General features: G+C 43.7%; 20 protein-coding genes. 4 read left to right on the forward strand and 16 right to left on the reverse strand.

Going from position 1 to position 17586, the window contains the following annotated elements; all coding sequences use genetic code 11:
* Positions 1-81 precede the first annotated feature (81 nt).
* From AB6D07_RS04065 to AB6D07_RS04075, 3 genes are all read left to right on the forward strand, one after another.
* A complete protein-coding gene (locus AB6D07_RS04065) occupies positions 82-1770 on the forward strand; it encodes an ATP-binding protein (RefSeq protein WP_372140704.1) in 1689 nt (562 codons plus the stop codon).
* Positions 1770-3461 (forward strand): response regulator receiver domain, encoded by a 1692-nt coding sequence (locus AB6D07_RS04070; RefSeq protein ID WP_017100700.1) that lies wholly within the window; start codon positions 1770-1772, stop codon positions 3459-3461. Before AB6D07_RS04065 ends, AB6D07_RS04070 begins: the two co-directional genes overlap by 1 nt.
* A 138-nt stretch (positions 3462-3599) precedes the next feature.
* Positions 3600-3944, forward strand: coding sequence for a ribosome recycling factor family protein (locus AB6D07_RS04075; RefSeq protein ID WP_017100701.1), 345 nt, complete (start codon positions 3600-3602; stop codon positions 3942-3944).
* A gap of 150 nt (positions 3945-4094) precedes the next feature.
* On the opposite strand, the gene AB6D07_RS04080 is transcribed toward AB6D07_RS04075, so the two are convergent.
* From AB6D07_RS04080 to AB6D07_RS04155, 16 genes are all read right to left on the reverse strand, one after another.
* Positions 4095-4334: an RNA-binding protein gene (locus tag AB6D07_RS04080; protein ID WP_004732698.1), complete on the reverse strand. Its 240-nt coding sequence runs from the start codon at positions 4332-4334 to the stop codon at positions 4095-4097.
* Between the two features lie 112 nt (positions 4335-4446).
* On the reverse strand, positions 4447-5121 hold the full coding sequence (locus tag AB6D07_RS04085; RefSeq protein WP_017100702.1) for an SDR family NAD(P)-dependent oxidoreductase: 675 nt from the start codon (positions 5119-5121) through the stop codon (positions 4447-4449).
* Between the two features lie 205 nt (positions 5122-5326).
* Positions 5327-5590, reverse strand: coding sequence for a hypothetical protein (locus tag AB6D07_RS04090; protein ID WP_017098840.1), 264 nt, complete (start codon positions 5588-5590; stop codon positions 5327-5329).
* A gap of 313 nt (positions 5591-5903) precedes the next feature.
* Positions 5904-6446, reverse strand: coding sequence for a DUF3833 domain-containing protein (locus tag AB6D07_RS04095; protein ID WP_017102344.1), 543 nt, complete (start codon positions 6444-6446; stop codon positions 5904-5906).
* A complete protein-coding gene (locus tag AB6D07_RS04100; RefSeq protein WP_017102345.1) occupies positions 6443-7030 on the reverse strand; it encodes a chalcone isomerase family protein in 588 nt (195 codons plus the stop codon). The genes AB6D07_RS04095 and AB6D07_RS04100 overlap by 4 nt, the downstream gene beginning before the upstream one ends.
* Positions 7031-7033: 3 nt before the next feature.
* Positions 7034-7555, reverse strand: coding sequence for a DUF2878 domain-containing protein (locus AB6D07_RS04105; RefSeq protein WP_017100705.1), 522 nt, complete (start codon positions 7553-7555; stop codon positions 7034-7036).
* A complete protein-coding gene (locus AB6D07_RS04110; protein WP_017102346.1) occupies positions 7533-8813 on the reverse strand; it encodes a cyclopropane-fatty-acyl-phospholipid synthase family protein in 1281 nt (426 codons plus the stop codon). The genes AB6D07_RS04105 and AB6D07_RS04110 overlap by 23 nt, the downstream gene beginning before the upstream one ends.
* Positions 8814-8931: 118 nt before the next feature.
* Complete coding sequence (locus tag AB6D07_RS04115; protein ID WP_017102347.1) at positions 8932-9738, reverse strand: DUF1365 domain-containing protein; 807 nt, start codon at positions 9736-9738, stop codon at positions 8932-8934.
* Complete coding sequence (locus tag AB6D07_RS04120) at positions 9735-11006, reverse strand: NAD(P)/FAD-dependent oxidoreductase (RefSeq protein WP_017102348.1); 1272 nt, start codon at positions 11004-11006, stop codon at positions 9735-9737. Before AB6D07_RS04120 ends, AB6D07_RS04115 begins: the two co-directional genes overlap by 4 nt.
* A 2-nt stretch (positions 11007-11008) precedes the next feature.
* Positions 11009-11740, reverse strand: coding sequence for an SDR family NAD(P)-dependent oxidoreductase (locus AB6D07_RS04125; RefSeq protein ID WP_017102349.1), 732 nt, complete (start codon positions 11738-11740; stop codon positions 11009-11011).
* Positions 11740-12171 (reverse strand): nuclear transport factor 2 family protein, encoded by a 432-nt coding sequence (locus AB6D07_RS04130; protein ID WP_017102350.1) that lies wholly within the window; start codon positions 12169-12171, stop codon positions 11740-11742. The genes AB6D07_RS04125 and AB6D07_RS04130 overlap by 1 nt, the downstream gene beginning before the upstream one ends.
* Positions 12172-12185: 14 nt before the next feature.
* On the reverse strand, positions 12186-13646 hold the full coding sequence (locus AB6D07_RS04135; protein ID WP_017102351.1) for a deoxyribodipyrimidine photo-lyase: 1461 nt from the start codon (positions 13644-13646) through the stop codon (positions 12186-12188).
* Positions 13643-14590: a DUF523 and DUF1722 domain-containing protein gene (locus AB6D07_RS04140; RefSeq protein WP_017102352.1), complete on the reverse strand. Its 948-nt coding sequence runs from the start codon at positions 14588-14590 to the stop codon at positions 13643-13645. Before AB6D07_RS04140 ends, AB6D07_RS04135 begins: the two co-directional genes overlap by 4 nt.
* Before the next feature lie 144 nt (positions 14591-14734).
* Positions 14735-15424 (reverse strand): ChrR family anti-sigma-E factor, encoded by a 690-nt coding sequence (locus AB6D07_RS04145; RefSeq protein WP_009846089.1) that lies wholly within the window; start codon positions 15422-15424, stop codon positions 14735-14737.
* Positions 15417-16064, reverse strand: coding sequence for a sigma-70 family RNA polymerase sigma factor (locus AB6D07_RS04150; protein ID WP_009846090.1), 648 nt, complete (start codon positions 16062-16064; stop codon positions 15417-15419). Before AB6D07_RS04150 ends, AB6D07_RS04145 begins: the two co-directional genes overlap by 8 nt.
* Before the next feature lie 110 nt (positions 16065-16174).
* Positions 16175-16795, reverse strand: coding sequence for an LON peptidase substrate-binding domain-containing protein (locus tag AB6D07_RS04155; protein WP_017102353.1), 621 nt, complete (start codon positions 16793-16795; stop codon positions 16175-16177).
* Between the two features lie 310 nt (positions 16796-17105).
* On the opposite strand from AB6D07_RS04155, the gene AB6D07_RS04160 reads away from it, so the two are divergent.
* Positions 17106-17492: a tautomerase family protein gene (locus tag AB6D07_RS04160; RefSeq protein WP_029222810.1), complete on the forward strand. Its 387-nt coding sequence runs from the start codon at positions 17106-17108 to the stop codon at positions 17490-17492.
* Positions 17493-17586 lie beyond the last annotated feature (94 nt).

The raw sequence follows: 17586 nt of genomic DNA on the forward strand, positions 1-17586 counted from the left end.
AGCTGATCAGATCGTAGGTTCTTGATTTAGTTCCATTGAATTACGCAACAAAGCCTTGGTGCTATTGAAATTAAGCATGATGTGAATACAAGGCTAGAAGAAAAAGCGGGACGAGAAGGTTTAATAGAAAACGTCGCTTATAAAGAATTTACTAACATATTAGAATATTTCTTTGACCAATTAGCCGCAGACTTTTTTAGGGACTCTTCAGTTAATGATCGATTTTCTGAGATTAAAAATAAATTTAAAGAACAGGCGAAGAAAGAAAGCGAAGCTGAGAGGAAACGGAAAAAATTAGTTAAAACTAAAAAAGAAACCTTCAGGGATCAACTAGCAGATTTTTTTGATACTTATGGTGATGGCTCATACCTAACTAAAGTCGAGGCAATAAAAAATCACGTTAAAGTTGAATTTGAAAAAGCGAGTGATACATGGAATGAGCAAGAAAAGTATCGCTTCATATCAAGCCTTCGCAGTGACATGTCCGCTAAATGGAAGTCTTTTGATAAAGAACTAAAGATAATCATGCCAAAAATTGGTTTGAGTAACGAAGATGAGCAGAATTGGACAACTTATTTGGCTACTCGTGAGAAGTTTTATGAGGATATGGTAAGCCCAGTTCAAAAGAACATAGAGCTACAAATTTCTGAGTATGTCACCTCGAATAGTTTGTCATTTACACTCAGAGATCGCGTCAGTGAATTTATCGAAGAAGAGAAGAAAACACTGACCAAGACAATATCGAGCTACCGTAACGAACTAAAAAGCAATGTCGGTGAAATAGATGCTGTTATTAAAGAAAAGGCTCGAAATAAGTCTGCCGAATATACTCAAGCGTTAGCTGAGGTTATGACATCCATAAACTCAACCGCTATAGATACTTATTCTGAGGAAGAGTCACTAGAGGTTGTCTCGTCTTGGGAAAAGCAGCTAGAAGAGATTAATGAGCAAACGGAACAATACTTCAAAAAAATGCGAGATACCATCGAGCTTGTTATTAATGACATCAACGATGATGAATCAAGTTCAGTAGACGTTATCGTTGCCTTGGAAAGTGAAAACGAACAAGTAAAAGAATCCCTCAACCAATACTATGAGTTTGCTCAACTAGGAATGTCACTGGGCATTATTCAGCATGAGTTTAGCAGTACTGCTCGTAACGTAAGAAGTTCAATTCGTTCCCTCAAACCTTGGGCAGATAAAAACCCTAAGCTAAATGGGCTATATAACAACATTAGCCACAGCTTTGCGCATTTAGATGGGTATTTGAAAATGTTTACCCCGTTAAATCGCCGGCTATATCGAAGCAAGATAGATCTCTCAGGTAAAGAAATAGACAGCTACCTAAAAGATATTTTCGATGAACGCTTAAAACGCCACAACATTGAATTAACGTCGACTAAAGCGTTTATGGTGAAAACGACCAATGTGTTTCCATCGTCATTTTTACCCGTGTTTATCAATGTGGTAGACAACGCTATTTACTGGCTTAACACCCAACTGGAAAGTGATAATGATAAGAAAGAAATCAAGTTGGATGTTGATGGTGATCAGTTAGTCATAAGCAATAATGGCCCTTCAATCCCGCTAATTGATAGAGATAGGATTTTTGAATTCACTTTCTCTAGAAAATCCAGCGGTCGTGGCATGGGTTTATTTATAAGTAAAGAATCCCTCAATCATGAAGGGCTTGATATTCAGTTAGCTAGTGGAAGTGCAGATGCCTCTCCATGTTTTGTTATTAGTGAAAAAATTATGGAGCAAGAGTAATGTCTGCATTTAATCAGTACTGCCGTGAGGTAGTTGATGAGTATGTCCAAACTGTTTTGATCATCGATGATGGGGCTGGCTTAACAAACGCTTCAACTATTATTGAACCTGCCGATGCTCTTGTTGAACCTAGTGGAGTTTTTGACCCTATGGTTGCACCCGTACCGCTCGAGGAGGTGCAAATAGGAGAACTAGTGGAGCCGAATGAGCAAATCACACATCCATTAAATACGTTATCTCTCACTAATGCATTCTATGATCGTGGAATTGTGGCTGGTTTGTATCAGCCACAGATTCAGGAAGGTGAGCCTGCTGTTGATTTCGCTTCAAAAGCGATGAAAGTATCAGCAACTGCAGATGTCATAATTCTCGATTGGATGCTAGTAGATCATGACGCTACCTATAGCCAAGAAATCGTAAAGCAGATACTTCAACACGATAAGGCAAATGGCGGAAGGTTACGTACCATAGTTGTATATACTGGGGAAACAGATCTTCAGAAGTTACGTGATGATCTATGGGAGTATTTAGGTGACGAAAATTTAGATAAACCTGGTGAATATCAGGTTAGTTCAGAGCAGCTAAACATTATTTTTTATCATAAGAAAAATACAATTGAAGGCCCTAGGGCAGTATACGAAGAAGAATTACCAGCTAAAGCGCTAGAAGAATTTGCCATACTTGTTGATGGTTTAATTCCTGCTTTTGCGATGAAAGCGACGACGACAGTAAGGCAACATACTGGAGCTTTATTAGCGAAATTCAGCTCTGATTTAGATTCAGGATATTTAGCTCACCGTGCTCTTTTACCAGACCCTGAAGACTCCGAAGTTCTAATGTTAGAAAATTACTCATCGTACTTGAGGAATGTGCTAGCGCTTGCTCAGATTGACCGTAAGACTCTTGGGTACGACACAATAAAAACATGGGTTGAAGCAAACTATGACAAGCGATATCAGAAAGCTGCTATAACAGATGATGGGACACCTACTGATGAGATTACTCTCAGTAGAAATGGATTCCTTCAATCTTTTGAATATGGTTTTACCCCAAAAAAGAAAGGGCTATTTAAGGCTGTTCAAGAAAATACTAGTGCTGCTAGAGCTAGTAAAATAGTGAAGGTAATCGCTAACCTTGAAAAAGTTGTCGGTGCATTTGGTAAAGCTGATGGGGAAACTCAAAAATCTTCTCAAGCTCTCGCCTGTATTACTGCTTTTCGCCGTACATTCCGTGATTTGATGGTTGGTTTTCCTTATTTGACCCAAGGAACAATAATCAAATCAATTGAAGATGGCTCTTATCTGCTATGTGTTATGCCAAAGTGTGATACTGCAAGAGTAAAGAGACCACGTAACTTCTTATTTGCGCAGTTAGTTATTAACGATGGTGTGTTTGATTTAGTTGCACCAGATATAAACAACGAGGGTGATTATGTTCACCTGCGAACTAATTTGAAATTTTATGAGTTAGAACATATTGAGTTTAAAGCCCATGGGGGGCCGAAGGTTGAAGCATTTGATGATCAAGATAGTATTGTATTTGAGTCAGAAGCAAATAAAAAATACCAGTGGATTGGAGACCTTGAAGACTTAGATGTCCAAACGAAAGTATCATCAATTGTGGGTGACTTTAATCGCGTCGGAGTTGATGAGGTTGAATGGGTAAGGCGACGAAAAGCTCAAGCTAACTAAGATAAGCGGCTATAAGCCGCTTTTTTACGTCTGAAGTATGTGTAATCCTAAGCATGATTTTATTGAGTTGTGATTGAGGTATTGAGTGGTAGTTCTAGATTTCTTGAATGGTAGGAATATATTGGTTAGCAGAGAGTTATGTTTAGCGTCCCACTGAATAGTTTTGTACATCGTGTGAGTGATAAAAGCCAAGTGATGGCGCATGCTGCAGAATGTGGATGTCAGTTGAAACGAGTTCGTCGTTCGCGTAATTGGCTTTTGGTCGCTCAAGAGCATCAACTCGTTGAATTTAAAACGATGTTAACTCACGAAAATGACGATTGGATAGCAATCGCAATCGACAAAGTGCTGCCTAAACCTTTGGTGTGTTTGGCATCTCTGTTGGCCGCGACACCCTCAATGACCGTCGCTCAACTGGTGATGGAATCTGGATGTTCAATGGCAGAAGCAAGGCGTGCCATTGATGAACATGAAGGGCTGTAGGCGTATTCGAATCGTGTGAAAAGAGAATCGCGAGCAGCAAAAAGCCCGTAACGATATTACGTTTTTCAGCGTTATATCGTTACGGGCTTTATCATCTGTGTTTGTGCTGCTGTTAAGCTAAGCCATGTGGCTTATAAAGCGTTTACTCGATTAAGAGTTAGCGACTTTTACACGAATCGTGTTTTTGCCAAGCTTTGACAAGTTCAGCTTGTTTAGTGCTGCTTTAGCTTCTTCGTGCTCTGGCATTTCAACAAAAGCAAAGCCTTTAGATTCGCCAGTTTCTTGGTCTAAAACTAGGCTGCACTCTTTTACTGAGCCGAACTCAGAAAATAGAACACGGATGTCTTGCTCTGCAGTAGAGCGCGATAGGTTACGAACTAGAAGTTTCATAATAAACCTTGAATATGAATTTACGCTGAGCATTGTCGCACACTTTCGTGCTCACCCTCACAAATAATTAGCGGAATAGCTCGGTTTACCTGTTCGCTGCTCTCATTAGCCGTTAACCGCGGTTTATCGTGATATCTGACACATATCCATGCTCGGTACTGGTTAACGCCTGCTGCAGCATTTGAGCGGCTTCTTGTGCGGTCATAAAGCTTGAGGTATCCATTGCTTTGCCGCTGGTTCCCCAAAACTCGGTTGCCATCCCGCCGGGGTAAACTGCAACGATCTTCATCGGGTGACCTTTGAGCTCCAACCTTACCGATTCGATAAAGCCTTTTACTGCCCATTTTGCTGCGCAGTAGGTGGACTCTTCTGCTTTAGCGCCTTGAGCTGCGGTCGACATCACGACCGCAATGGTGACGGGTTGATCTTTGTAACGCTGAACCAGCTCACGAATCAGAAATATCGACGATTCGATATTGTTTTTTAGCATGTCGCTGATCGCCGCTGGATCTTGCTGTTCTATCTTACCGAAGTATCCACTGCCAGCGCTGTGAACCACCAGTTTTGGTGTTTCTGGCAAGGCATCAAGCAGTTCGCTCACGGAGTGCGGGTCACATAGATCACAGGTTTGGCTAACGGTATCTGCTGGCAGGTTTTTCGCTAATTCAGCTAAACGCTGTGAGCTGCGGCCAGTGATCATTAAGCGCTGACGGCTGTTTGATGCGTTCGCATATTGCTTAGCTAAAGCTGCGCCTAAACCGCTGCTTGATCCGGTGATTAAAATCATGGGGACTCGGAATTGTTGAATTGAATCGAGATAGTAAGGCTTTGAAAGCGTGTTTTCTGAGATCTAAGACCAAGATGCTGAGGCTCATGACTAAGATTACTCGATAGAATTGAGGTTTGAGAAAGTGATGTAAGCCAGGAAGAAAAAAGAAGGAGTACTAAAAAGTAAAAACGCCGGCATAGGGCCAGCGCTTTTGAAAATCAGATTACTCGTCGTCGAACTGTTTGGTCGTGAATGAGTCTTCGATTCTGTTGAGCTCTTCTTGATCTTTCACTCGCTGTTCTTCTTGGCGAATGACTTTTGCTTCATTGAAGCGTTTCTTTTCCGACTTAGTCAGGAATTTTACAGCTTTCTTGTTGGTCAGTGCGTAAGCAACTACGTCTTCGCCTTTTTCTCTGCGGTCGTTTACACGTTGTGAGAAACGTTCATTGTCGCGAGCTTTACGCTCCGCTGAGGTCAACTTGCTCATGCTTTAAAGCCTTTTCAATTATTCATGGTAGGGAATCTACGCTTAGCGAAACCAATGGGGAAGTGCTCTGAATTGGTGGAACTGTGTATCACGTTCGCTCAACTGAGTTTAGCCCATTTGTATGCTGGTGGCGCATCTTAGCACAAAGGCTTGAGCATACAGGTATGCTATTCGAGGGATTAAACAGAACAACCCACAATTTTCTGTTGTGGGTTGAGATTGCATTGCGGGCTGAGGTTATAAGGTGAGCTGAGATTCTCTTTTGAGGTAGAGGTTATCTGTGATGGAGCTGAGAATCAGAAACGTCAGTTAATTAAAGTTTCTCGATATACAAAATCACTTCACCGACTTTAAAGCCGAACTTAGACATCTCAGTTTTGTTGAACAGGCGTTTGTCGTCCATCAAGAACATCCAATCATCAAGCACTACTTCATAGGTGCTACCGTCTACTTCGATTTCTAAATCGTATTTCCAGTAAAGCGCTGAACCTTGGGTCTCTCCATATGCCGTGCCAACGACATCGTTGGCGGTGCCTGTGTAGGTGTTGTCTCCGGTTTTGATGAGATTCCAAACGCGAGTTGAACGCTCACCATCAGCAAAGGAGAACCACTCTTTGATTTCTCCGTTGTCTCCGTCCCAAGTAGCGATGAGCTTGGCATCAAAGCGGCGCAATAAGTTACCAGAGCGGTCAAGCACCATGCCATAGGCCTTCAGTTCACCATTAAAAAAGGTTTCAAGCTTGAGCTCTGGAGTCGTGTCTGCGTGGTGCTCTAAACTTGCAGAGCCACAACCTGTTAGCCAAGCGATCGACAAAATTGTCAGGGCGAGTTTGATCATTTTTGTTTTTGGACTCATTTGTTTAAACCTAAAAGTTGTTTGCGTAGACCGGGCTCAGAGGTGTTTTCAGATAACCAAATCGCTAAGAAAGCGTCACCAAACTGCTTGTCCTGGATGATACCGATAGGCTGCTCATCGAAGTAAAAACGACTCACGTTGTCTTCGGTTACGCGGATAGTGAGTGTGCTTCCTGCTTCTACGTTGGGCCACATCTCGTATAGAGGCTTCAACCAACGTTGGATATTGTTGTTGGAGTAACCAAGTTTACTCCATTGATCTTGGGTAGCATCAACGAGGTCTTTGCTGTCAATCGCACGGTAATATTCAAGCTTTAACGCGCGTTCAGAATTGGTTGGGGTCGCGTAGAATTCAGCTGAGTAGAGTGTCCAAAACAGGTAGCTCATCTCACCTTGGCCGCGTTTGCTTAGATTATCTACAGCGGAAGCTTTAGCGCTTCCTGCGAATAGCAGTGCCGCGCAAATGAGGGTTAAGGTGACTAAGCTAAATAGTCGATTTCTTGATTGCTCGCTTGCTTGTGTGCGAACGCGACTATTATAGCTCTTAGAATTGAGCGCTTGCGTAGGGTTGCGTGGAAAAGCCATAAGTCACCTCGTTGTTGCCATTTTGGGTTGTACTAAGTTGGAGTAAGCGGCCACCAGTAAGGGCAACAAAATCCCCCAACTTATTGCAAGGGCAGCTAGCACCGATGCATCTGGCCAAGTAGTAAGAAGGGCGCCTGCTTTGATGCCTCCCCAATAACTACTAGTACCTGCTACGAACCCTATGACAAACAAGATCACTTTTGAGCATTTTAAAAGCCAATTCAGGCTGTGATTGAAACTGATTAAGAACATGATCCACAGGCAAATGAGCCAAACTGGAAACCAAGATTGATTAGCAATTTCAGAGTCGACGGCAAAAATACCGAAGTGGAGCATGAGGCTATCAAGCAATAGCCCCAATGGTAATAAGACGAGTATTTTCAAGTCGCTACTGCGAGTTGGAGAGAGAAGGAAGTGAACCACCACGATCAATGGCGTGACGAACGGGGCTTGCGCGGTAAAGAAGGCGCTGCAAACCCAGGTCGCTTGAAACAGAACGAGATTAATAATCCAAAACCGTTTCATCTTTTGCTCCAAAGTAACGAGGTTTTCTTGCGACAAGGTGATGAGTACTGATCACGCGCTCTAGGAATGCCCCTTCGCAGTAACAGAAGTAGAAAACCCAAAGGCGTTTAAACTCTTCTGAATAGCCTAATGACTCGAGCTCTTCCCAGCTGTTTTCAAAGGCGACGTTCCAGTCGTTGAGTGTTCGAGCGTAGTGAAGGCCAATGTCATCAATTTCTTGGACGACAAGGTCGGTGCTGGTGGCAAGATGTTGAGTCATCACGGCAACCGAAGGTAAACAACCACCGGGGAAGATGTACTTCTGAATAAAGTCGACGCCTTTGCGGTATTTATCATAACGACTGTCGGCAATGGTGATTGCTTGAATCAGCATTTTGCCTGATGGTTTCAACAGTGAAGAACATTTCTCAAAGAAGGTCTGTAGATATTCATGGCCGACCGCCTCAATCATCTCGATAGAGACCAACTTGTCATATTCACCAGTGAGGTTACGATAATCCTCTTTAAGCAGGGTGATTTTGTCGGTTAAGCCAAGCGCTTTTACTCTTTGTTCTGCAAGCGCGTGTTGGGCATCTGAGATTGTGGTTGTGGTGACATGGCATCCGTAGTGTTGCGCCATGAATATAGCTAAGCCACCCCAGCCTGTGCCTATCTCGACCACGTTATCGTTCTCTGACAACTCTAATCGCTCACAGATGGTTTTCATTTTGTTTTGCTGAGCTTTGGATAGGGTTTCTGCTTCTTCGCTGTAGATAGCGGAAGAGTATTGCATCGAGCTGTCTAAGAAGCGTTCATACAACTCATTGCCAATATCGTAGTGCGCAAGAATATTACGTTTAGAGCCTTGCTCTGTGTTGGCATTCTTACGACGCAGCAATAGGTTTTTGATGCGAGAAATCCATTGTGTCTTGTCATCAAGCTCGTCGAGTTGAGATTGATTTCGAGCCATGATTTGAATCACTTTGGTGAGATCTGGGCTTGTCCATTTTCCATCAATGTAGGCCTCAGATGCGCCAATACTGCCGTCAATCACGACATCTCTAAAAAATGTTGCATCGTGAATCACGATTCTACCTTTCAAGTCTGCTTCTCGATCGCCGAACACCGAATGTTGGTCGCGCTCAATGATCTCAAGCGTCGCGAATTGCAGGCTTTCTAGAACCTTAAAGATTAAAGCTCGATATTTACAGTTGCTTGAAACAGCAACGGCTTTAGCTTGTTGTTCAATGTTGTTGTTTTGTTTGGCAAGCTGTTCCATGTAAACCTCGCTGATAACTCATTCTAATATTTTGTGCCAACTAAGCTGGGTTGTGCCCCTTAGTTGGAGCGAACCCAAGCTTGGGTCGAGTTCTATTATTTAGTTGCTGTGAAGACACTTAAGATGTTGAGTCTGGATGCCCCACAAACGGTACTTTTTTCAGGAATAATTTGAGAGCCTGATAATAAATTCCCATCACGACTTTGATCGTCATCGCCGGAATCTTAAATACCGTTCGTCTAATGTTTGTCTTGGTTACTGACTGTTTCGTCAAGGCCAGTGTCGCATCGAAAAGCTTGTCGTCTCGGCGGCTTTCAATGTGGACCAAGGTGCGTTTCGCTGGTGGCTTAATCTTCCAAAAATAAGTCATATTCAAATCCATGAACGGCGAAACGTGAAACTCTTTTTTTACTTTCAACTCTTTGTGCATGTCGATGAGATAATAGTGTCTTTCTCGCCAAGGCGTATTGCTCACTTCGGCCAACATATAGCGACAATCACCAGTTTCGTCGTAACAGAAAAAACAGTTGATTGGGCTGAAATAGATACCTAAACAGCGACACTGAGCCAGCATCGTCACACGGTTTGAATCAGACCAAACCCCACCAAGTTTTTGCACTTTGGAAGCTATACGTTGTTTAAGTGATTTTGGTTCATCCGTGGTGGCATTTTCTTTTTTTTCAGCGAGATAATCCGATTCGACAAAGCGAATCGGGTTGTACCATCGAGTTCCGAACAGCGCACTACGCGCTGTGGTTTGGGGCAGTTCATCGAGATCTAACCCCATCATATACAGCTGATAGCTAAATTCATGAGTAATATCGCCAAAGCGGCGGTGGCGTACGTTGCCCCAGTAAATACCGCTGAGCTCTTCACTCTTTTCGGATGCGATCCCCATGTCGGGTGTCATGGTGTGAGTGTTCATCGTACTGAACTCGAGCTCAAATCTAGGCCAAAGCGCTTCGTGACATCGAGCGCACTGTGAACACCGTCTTCATGGAATCCGTTGTACCAATAAGCGCCTGCAAAGTGGGTGTTGTTTTTGCCGCAGATCTGCTCGCGCTTATGCTGGGCTTCGACCGTGTTCGAGTTGAGCACCGGATGATGGTAAACAAAGCTACGAATGATTTTATCAGGCGCTATCGCGTCACTTTGGTTTAGGGTTACACAGAAGGTGTCTTGGCTTTCAATGCCCTGCAGAATGTTCATGTTGTAAGTGACACAGGCAGGCCTTTGGCTGTTGCCATCTAGCATGTAGTTCCAGCTAGCCCAAGCCAGTTTACGGTCGGGTAACAGGTTGGTATCCGTGTGCAAAACCACCTCATTTCGGCTGTAAGGGATCTCCCCTAGTACCTGTTGTTCTTGTTCAGTCGCGTCGCCCAGCAAACGCAGGGCTTGGTCTGAGTGACACGCAAAAATCACCTCGTCGAAGCTTTGTGTGCTGCCATCTTCGAATTCAATGGTAACCCCTGACTCTTGACGAATGACTTGTTTAATCGAGGTGTTTAACGCGACTGGTTTATTCAAGCATGAAAGGATGATCTCGACGTACGAGCGTGAACCCTTAGGAATCACATACCATTGAGGTCGATTGGCAATGTCTAGCAGGCCGTGATTGTAGAAGAACTGAATAAAGAATTTAAGCTCGAACTCTTCCATCTCTTCTAAGCTTGTCGACCAGATAGCTGCACCCATTGGCAAGATGTAGTGCTGACTAAAGAAGTCTGAGAAGTGGTTGTCGCTTAGGAAGCTGCCAAGGGTAACATCTGGCGTGAATTGGTTGCTCTCGAACTGGGCTTTACACAGCTTATTGAACTTGAGGATGTCAGACACTAATGACCAGAATTGAGGCTTGAAAATATTACTCCTCTGAGCGAATAACGAATTAATGCTGTGGCCGTTGTATTCAAACTTAGTCGTGGTGTTGTGTACGCTGAAGCTCATTTCGGTCGGTTGCCTTTCGACACCGAGTTGCTCAAGCAGTTGGTTGAAGTTTGGGTAGGTTCTGTCGTTGAATACGATGAAGCCAGTGTCAATTGAAAACGCCTTGCCTCGGTGTTCAATATCAACCGTAGCAGTGTGCCCGCCGACGTAGTCATTTTTCTCAAATACCGTAACGTCGTGGTGCTTATCTAGTACATGTGCGCAAGTCAGTCCAGAGATACCTGAACCTATAATGGCGATTTTTTTCATTGTTATACCATCCTTGAAGCGAGTTTTTGCCAAACTGGAGTCGGTAGCATTCTTAGTAATTTCATTATTAATATGAATCGTCTTGGGAAATCGATCTCGCTCTTTCCTTGAGCAATACCATTTACGATTCGTTGAGTGGCTGCCTCGCTACTAATAATCATAGGCATAGCGAAGGAGTTTCGCTCGGTTAATGGTGTTTCAACAAAGCCTGGGTGCACAATTGAGACATGAATGTTGTGCTCGGCGAGATCAACTGAGAGTGTTCTACCTAAGTAGGTGAGAGCGGCCTTTGAAGCGCCATAAGCTTCGGCTCTTGGCAATGGTAGAAAGCTCGCGCTGGAGCTGACTAAAACCAAGCGGCCGCCGGGCTTGATGTTTTTTAGCCAAGCTTTGAGGGCGTAGCCAATTGAAATTAGGTTGATGTTGATGACGCGCTCGAACAACTCTGCGTCGAAATTAACAGGATCATCGATGTACTCACAATCACCCGCGTTCAAAATCAGTAGGTCGAGCGGCTTATCTTGGTCGAGTGCTGGGAAGTTGTGGTAATCAGTCAAATCAAAACAGAGTGGGTCAATTGACGAGTGCGATAGGTCTGTCTCGTGATAATCAACTAAAGCTTGCAGTTTGTCTTGATTACGGCCGCAAGCAATCACCTGATGCCCTTGTTGAGCATAATCTATAGCGAGTGATTGGCCGATACCTGAGGTCGCGCCTGTGATCATAATACGCATTATCGGCTCGCTCTTTTTTTGATGGATTTGATCGCGCAACCTAGTACTGGGATGTGCTCGTACAGCATCGAACCCACATCAAGATAATCGCGATGATAAACCACTTGGTTGTCCAACATTTTAATATGACTGTGCCCTTGTACTTCAATCGGCTTTTGCCCATTTAATTGCTTGTGAGCAAACTGCATCGTCCAGTAAACAGAAGCTTCGTCGTTCGCTTCGAAAGTGTGTTCTATATGAAAGTAACAGCTCGTTACCTGGGTGTAGAGGTTCTCGAAGTAATGAGTTAACGCGACAATCCCACTGACATGATGCAGTGGGTCTTGGAATTCGATATCAGGGTGATAAACCGTCTTTAGCATGTCGAAATTGTCGGTTCCGAGTTCTCGATACATGTTGAGAAAGTTATCAAGCCATAGAGAGTTATCCATAATATTCACTCTAATTATTTGAAGAAGGCTAAGGCTCTCAATCGTGCTTCTTTGTGCTCAACGATGGGTTGCCAGTATTCGCTGTCTATTCCGTTTTTAGCGATAAAGTCATGTGGGAAATGAACATGTTTATCTGGGATATTTTGCAGCTCTGGTATGTACTTACGAATAAAAATTCCTTTTGGATCAAACTTTTCACTCTGAGTGATTGGATTGAAAATTCGAAAGTAGGGTTGAGCATCACAGCCAGTACTTGAGGCCCACTGCCAGCCACCATTATTCGCGCTGAAATCACCATCGATAAGGTGCGACATAAAGAAACGCTCACCCCAACGCCAATCGATCAGCAGGTGCTTGGTTAGGAAGCTTGCCACCACCATTCTTAGCCTGTTGTGCATCCAGCCTGTCTCAACCAATTGACGCATTGCTGCATCAACTAATGGGTAGCCTGTTTTTCCTTCGCACCACGCTTTAAAGCTCGGGTTGTCGTGATACCAATCTAAGCCGTTGTATTTCTGCTGAAAGTTCGCACCTTTAACCAGTATAGGATGATGGAACATCAAATGCTTATAAAAATCTCGCCAAATCAATTCATTAAGCCAAGAAAAGGCTGGCAACTGAGTATCAAATAACAAGTCCGGCTGTTGTTGAATCAATTGAATCGCTAACCAACGTGGGCTTACAGCGCCAATCGCCAAATAAGGGGATAGTCCAGACGTGCCTTTTATCGAGGGAATGTCTCTAAGGCGAGAATAATCGTTAACTTTATTGGCTAAGAAATTGGGAATCACGCTCTCAAGGACGTCTTGGCTCAGTGGCCAACGCTCTGAATCGGTACGCGGAAAGTCGAAATCGTACTCGCCAGAAAAACCACTTAACGATTGTTTCAGTTGTGATAGATTCTGAAGCGAATCCGTTTCAGATGAATCTGTTTGCACTGATCCTGCTTGTGCCGATCCTTTTGAATGCACTGGAGCGTGGCTGCAAATGATGCCTTTCGCTTGCACTTCTTTTAACCATGCGTTTTTGAAAGGTGTGAAAACCTTGAACATCTCACCTTGTTTATTCAGCACGCTACCTAATGGCAGAATCGTATCGCAGTCGGTTATTTTGAGCTTGATGCCGCTAGCAATTAAGCGTTTGTCTCTTAACTGCTCATCCACTTCCGGCTCTGAATTAGCGTACACACATGAAGCATCGATCTGTTTGCACAAGTCGATGAGCTTGGTGGCTTGATCGTTAAAGTCTGTGGCTTTGAGGTGCAGCAGAGTGATACCGAATTCAGCGAGTTGTGATTCGAACTGTTTCAGGTGGCGATAAATGAAGTCCGCTTTTATCGGTGCAAGGTGATGTTGTTGCCATTGCTGCGGGGTTGAAATAAAAACGGCGATAGAGACGCCGTTTTCAACTGCAGAGACGAGCGCTGGGTTATCGTGAATCCTCAGGTCTCGTCTTATCCATAGAATGTCGCTCAATATCCGTATCTCAGCTTAAGTTCTTGTGGGTGTGGGTTTAGATAAACTTGTGATTCTAGGTACTCGTTTGGGTATTCCATCAGATAGTGGTTGATCAGCGTTAGTGGCACTAACAGAGGAACTAGCCCTTCTCTGAATGATGAAATCTGATTGGTGAGCTCTTGTTTGTGAGCGCTGCTCAGTTGTTTCTTAAAGTAACCTTGTAAGTGATGCAGAGTATTAGCATGACTGCCGCGATTTGCATGGTGCGTTAGCGCCGTCATCAGACCTTCGATGTACTTGTCAGCCAGTTCATCGATCTCTAAATCGTTACTCGCTAAAAGTTTGCCTAGGCTCTTGTAGCCTTCAATGTGGTGGCACATCACTAAATACTTGTGAGCGCTGTGAAATTGAATCAGCTTGTGTTTGGTGACACCTTCATCGACAAGATCGAGCCATTTTTGATAAGTGAAGACTCGAGTCATGAAGTTTTCACGCAGAATTGGATCGTTGAGGCGACCATTCTCTTCTACTGGAAGGAGGGGATTGCCTTGCATAACCTGCTGAGTGAACAAGCCAACGCCTGTCGACTCAGAACCACGCCCGTGGTGGTGATAAACCTTTACTCGCTCCATGCCACAGGTTGGGCTTTTCTGACACACAATGAACCCTGCGATGTGTTGGTTATTCTTTGAATAGTTTTGCCCAAACTCGATCAGTTCGTTGGTGACATCGCCAGAACCATCAGGTCGAGAAACATGGATAATGTCGTCTAACATTCTTGTTTGACGGATCGTAGGACGAGGCGTTGGAAGGCCAACCCCCATCTCTGGACAAACTGGCTCAAGCTCTACGTAGTCTGCAAGATCGTCTGTGCAAAAACGAGAACGCTTATGGCCAGTATCGAACCGAACTTTATGACCGGCGACACATGCACTAATGCCTATTTTTATTTTTTTATCCATTGGTCAATTCCTTACACTCATTGCTCGTTGTTATTCTTATATTGTGTGTTTTGTTGCTTATTAAACATTACTTTAGTTTGGTTTTTACTTTTCTTACTAGCCAACTCTATGAGTCTTGTGACGTACCCGATAAATCTTTTAAAACTAATAAATGTATTTACCCAGTGGGTTGAACAATTGGCTCACCCCTTTAGTGAAATACAAGGCATCACTTGAAACGGTTAAACATACACAGCCTTCTTTCGTCGCAGGTTGGTGGGTGTGTTCTCCATCTAACCAGATGAAATCGCCTTTGTTGTAGACACCCATTTCGTCTTCGAAGCTGCCTTCTAAAAGAAGCGTGATCTCGAAGCCTTTGTGAGTGTGACAAGGCACCTGTCCATCCTTATCTATATGCAGCAAGCTGGTATGGTGTGATTCGTCATCAAAATCAAGTCGTGCGCGAGAAATCTTGCCCAAGTTCAACCAGTCTTTTCTTGCGACTGAATTGAGTGCGCGAGGAATCGTGAAGGTTGTGTTAGACACAGTCTCTTGTTGCGCTTCAACAACAACTTCGACAGCCTGAGACAAATCAGCTGTGATCTGGTCAATAGCATCAAAATCGAACTCCCCATCGTCAGATAGGAACGCATCCATTTCGCTGTCAGACCGTTTTAGCCCTGCTGTATCGCTTTCAAAGACTGAGTCAGCGGCTTGCGCCGTCAACATGCTTACTTGTTTTTGACAGTGTTCACAAAGCTCTACATGGCTAGAAACAATCAGAGAAACCGAATCCGCTAGATTGCCATCGACAAAATCTTTCAAGATTGCCGCATTTGGGTGATGTTTAATCATGGTCTTGTTCCCCCATGTGAACTTTTAGTTTGGCGAGTGCGAGTCTTAGACGTGATTTAACAGTTCCAAGCGGGACATCGAGTTGTTGGGCGAGCTGCTCTTGCGATAACTCTTGGAAGTAGACACCTTTCACAATGGTTTTTTGAGCGAGAGGCAACTTTTCGATTTGAGTCATTACATGACGGCTCATTAGATGATCGCCAAACTGAAGCTGATCACTTTGTGATTCGGCTACCATGGCGTCAATTGGCCAAATGTCGTCAGCGATGGTTTGCTCTGCTTTCGCTTTTACCTTTCTTAACATATCAAAGGCGGCGTTCCGCATAACGGTATAAACCCAAGTGGTTGCAGCGCCTTTCTCTTCGTTGTAGAGATGCGCTTTCTTCCAAACGTTGGTCATCGTGTCTTGGACTAGCTCGTTGGCAGCGGCTTCACCGCCCAACTTACTGATGCCAAAACGCTTGATTTTGGGAGCAAAGAATTTAAACAAACAAGTAAATGCCTGCTTATCTCTGTCTGAACCAACTAAAATCAGCCAGCTTGATAGCTCTGTAGGTACCTTACTTTCGGTAGGTAGTTTGTTGTCGGGGATAATGACATGCTCCTTGCCGTTCCCTGTTCTTCTGCTTTCCACTTGCATAGTAATTAACCATCATGCGAATTTGATAGACACTACGTGGAGAGTGAAGGTGGGGATCACTTTATTTTAAATTAATTTCTACTATACAAAATTATAGTGAATAAAAGTGCTTATTGCCCTGTAATGATTTGATTCAAAAAGGGAACTAAAGACGGAAAACTAGCGGGTTCTGTGAATTTGGTTTTCTTTTCCAATGGGATAGGCATCATTTCGAGTAGTCGAGCACAGATCCATTGAGGGCTTTCAAAGTCAGGCGTGGGGTAAAGTGCTCTGATTGAATCGTGTTCTCGAAACAACTCGACAAGAAACGCAGTCACCACGTTCGGCACCTTATAGCTGCGTTGTGGCCAGTGAGGTAAAGGGCGGAAATCACTTTTTATTAAATCATCTGTGTCGCGGAAGGAGGAGTGCAGTTGCACCAACTGTTCGCCTTCAACATCGATTTCCAGAATTTGGTCATCGGACATATTGAAATCGACAATAGACACTTTTGTCCCCCAAGAACTCAGGCGATCGGAGTTGGTATTGTCCTGAGTCGCAATGATGAAGCCGTCTCCTTGCGCAGCATGAGCGACCATTTTCAAATACTTGGGTTCGAAAATACGCAGTCTTTGTCTGCCTCTTGGCAAAATGAATAACGGTAGAGGAAACACCGCAAGCTCTTGAGAAGTCTCTACGGGTGTTTCTGATTCGGTTTCTATCCGTGTGATCTTCTCAGCTGAATTCGGCACATAGCACTCCTTAGTTCATACATGATTGAGTCTGTACGGATTTGATTCGTACGTAATTCAGAGATGTATACGCGTGCTCGTTGAAGTTCGATCAATGTGGGGTGATGTATTGAACAGGAAGTTAGAGAGAGGGAGACATTGTTTTTTGTCGCGTTTATTCGCAATTTAATCGGTTTAACCTTTTTTAACTTACGTCATTAGGTAAGATGGGTTAAGAATTAGTCAATGGGTAGATAACAAGTGACACGCTTATCTTACGTTGTTTATCTCTTAGTTCTTCTTTACCTGACATCACATCAAAGGAATGGTCATGATCGTTATTTATGGTATCAGAGAGTGCTTAAATCCGATTAAGTTACAGCTTTCTAATGTCTTACAACAATGTTTGAACAGTGAGATGGGGTTACCTGATGACAAACGAGCGCATCGGTTTGTACCATTAGAAAGAGATGATTTCTTTTATCCCGAAGGGCGAACAGAAGCTTACACCGTCATAGAGATCAATATGATGGAAGGGCGAGCAGTGAATACCAAAAAGCGCCTGATTAAGAAGATATTTTCTGAAATAGAAAAGCAGTTGGCCATCTCTCCCATTGATATCGAGATCACCATCAAGGAGCAGCCATCGCATTGCTGGGGCTTTCGAGGTATGACTGGCGATGAAGCCCAAGATCTTAAGTATAAAGTAAAGGTCTAGGGTTTAAGCTCCTAACTCCTAACTCCTAACTCCTAATTCCTAATACGTAAGACAGAAGGCTTAAGCTAACCTATCTAGTCGTGGTTTTGGAGTT

Source organism: Vibrio sp. 10N.239.312.C11 (genome assembly GCF_041466065.1).
In the GTDB taxonomy this organism is placed as follows: Bacteria; Pseudomonadota; Gammaproteobacteria; order Enterobacterales; family Vibrionaceae; genus Vibrio; species Vibrio tasmaniensis_A.

What these genes read in the sequence shown, in the direction of transcription:
- AB6D07_RS04070 (WP_017100700.1), top strand. Translation starts at nt 1,770, where the DNA reads ATGTCTGCATTTAATCAGTACTGCCGTGAGGTAGTTGATGAGTATGTC.
- AB6D07_RS04075 (WP_017100701.1), top strand. Translation starts at nt 3,600, where the DNA reads ATGTTTAGCGTCCCACTGAATAGTTTTGTACATCGTGTGAGTGATAAA.
- AB6D07_RS04080 (WP_004732698.1), bottom strand. Translation starts at nt 4,334, where the DNA reads ATGAAACTTCTAGTTCGTAACCTATCGCGCTCTACTGCAGAGCAAGAC.
- AB6D07_RS04085 (WP_017100702.1), bottom strand. Translation starts at nt 5,121, where the DNA reads ATGATTTTAATCACCGGATCAAGCAGCGGTTTAGGCGCAGCTTTAGCT.
- AB6D07_RS04090 (WP_017098840.1), bottom strand. Translation starts at nt 5,590, where the DNA reads ATGAGCAAGTTGACCTCAGCGGAGCGTAAAGCTCGCGACAATGAACGT.
- AB6D07_RS04095 (WP_017102344.1), bottom strand. Translation starts at nt 6,446, where the DNA reads ATGAGTCCAAAAACAAAAATGATCAAACTCGCCCTGACAATTTTGTCG.
- AB6D07_RS04100 (WP_017102345.1), bottom strand. Translation starts at nt 7,030, where the DNA reads ATGGCTTTTCCACGCAACCCTACGCAAGCGCTCAATTCTAAGAGCTAT.
- AB6D07_RS04105 (WP_017100705.1), bottom strand. Translation starts at nt 7,555, where the DNA reads ATGAAACGGTTTTGGATTATTAATCTCGTTCTGTTTCAAGCGACCTGG.
- AB6D07_RS04110 (WP_017102346.1), bottom strand. Translation starts at nt 8,813, where the DNA reads ATGGAACAGCTTGCCAAACAAAACAACAACATTGAACAACAAGCTAAA.
- AB6D07_RS04115 (WP_017102347.1), bottom strand. Translation starts at nt 9,738, where the DNA reads ATGAACACTCACACCATGACACCCGACATGGGGATCGCATCCGAAAAG.
- AB6D07_RS04120 (WP_017102348.1), bottom strand. Translation starts at nt 11,006, where the DNA reads ATGAAAAAAATCGCCATTATAGGTTCAGGTATCTCTGGACTGACTTGC.
- AB6D07_RS04125 (WP_017102349.1), bottom strand. Translation starts at nt 11,740, where the DNA reads ATGCGTATTATGATCACAGGCGCGACCTCAGGTATCGGCCAATCACTC.
- AB6D07_RS04130 (WP_017102350.1), bottom strand. Translation starts at nt 12,171, where the DNA reads ATGGATAACTCTCTATGGCTTGATAACTTTCTCAACATGTATCGAGAA.
- AB6D07_RS04140 (WP_017102352.1), bottom strand. Translation starts at nt 14,590, where the DNA reads ATGGATAAAAAAATAAAAATAGGCATTAGTGCATGTGTCGCCGGTCAT.
- AB6D07_RS04145 (WP_009846089.1), bottom strand. Translation starts at nt 15,424, where the DNA reads ATGATTAAACATCACCCAAATGCGGCAATCTTGAAAGATTTTGTCGAT.
- AB6D07_RS04150 (WP_009846090.1), bottom strand. Translation starts at nt 16,064, where the DNA reads ATGCAAGTGGAAAGCAGAAGAACAGGGAACGGCAAGGAGCATGTCATT.
- AB6D07_RS04160 (WP_029222810.1), top strand. Translation starts at nt 17,106, where the DNA reads ATGATCGTTATTTATGGTATCAGAGAGTGCTTAAATCCGATTAAGTTA.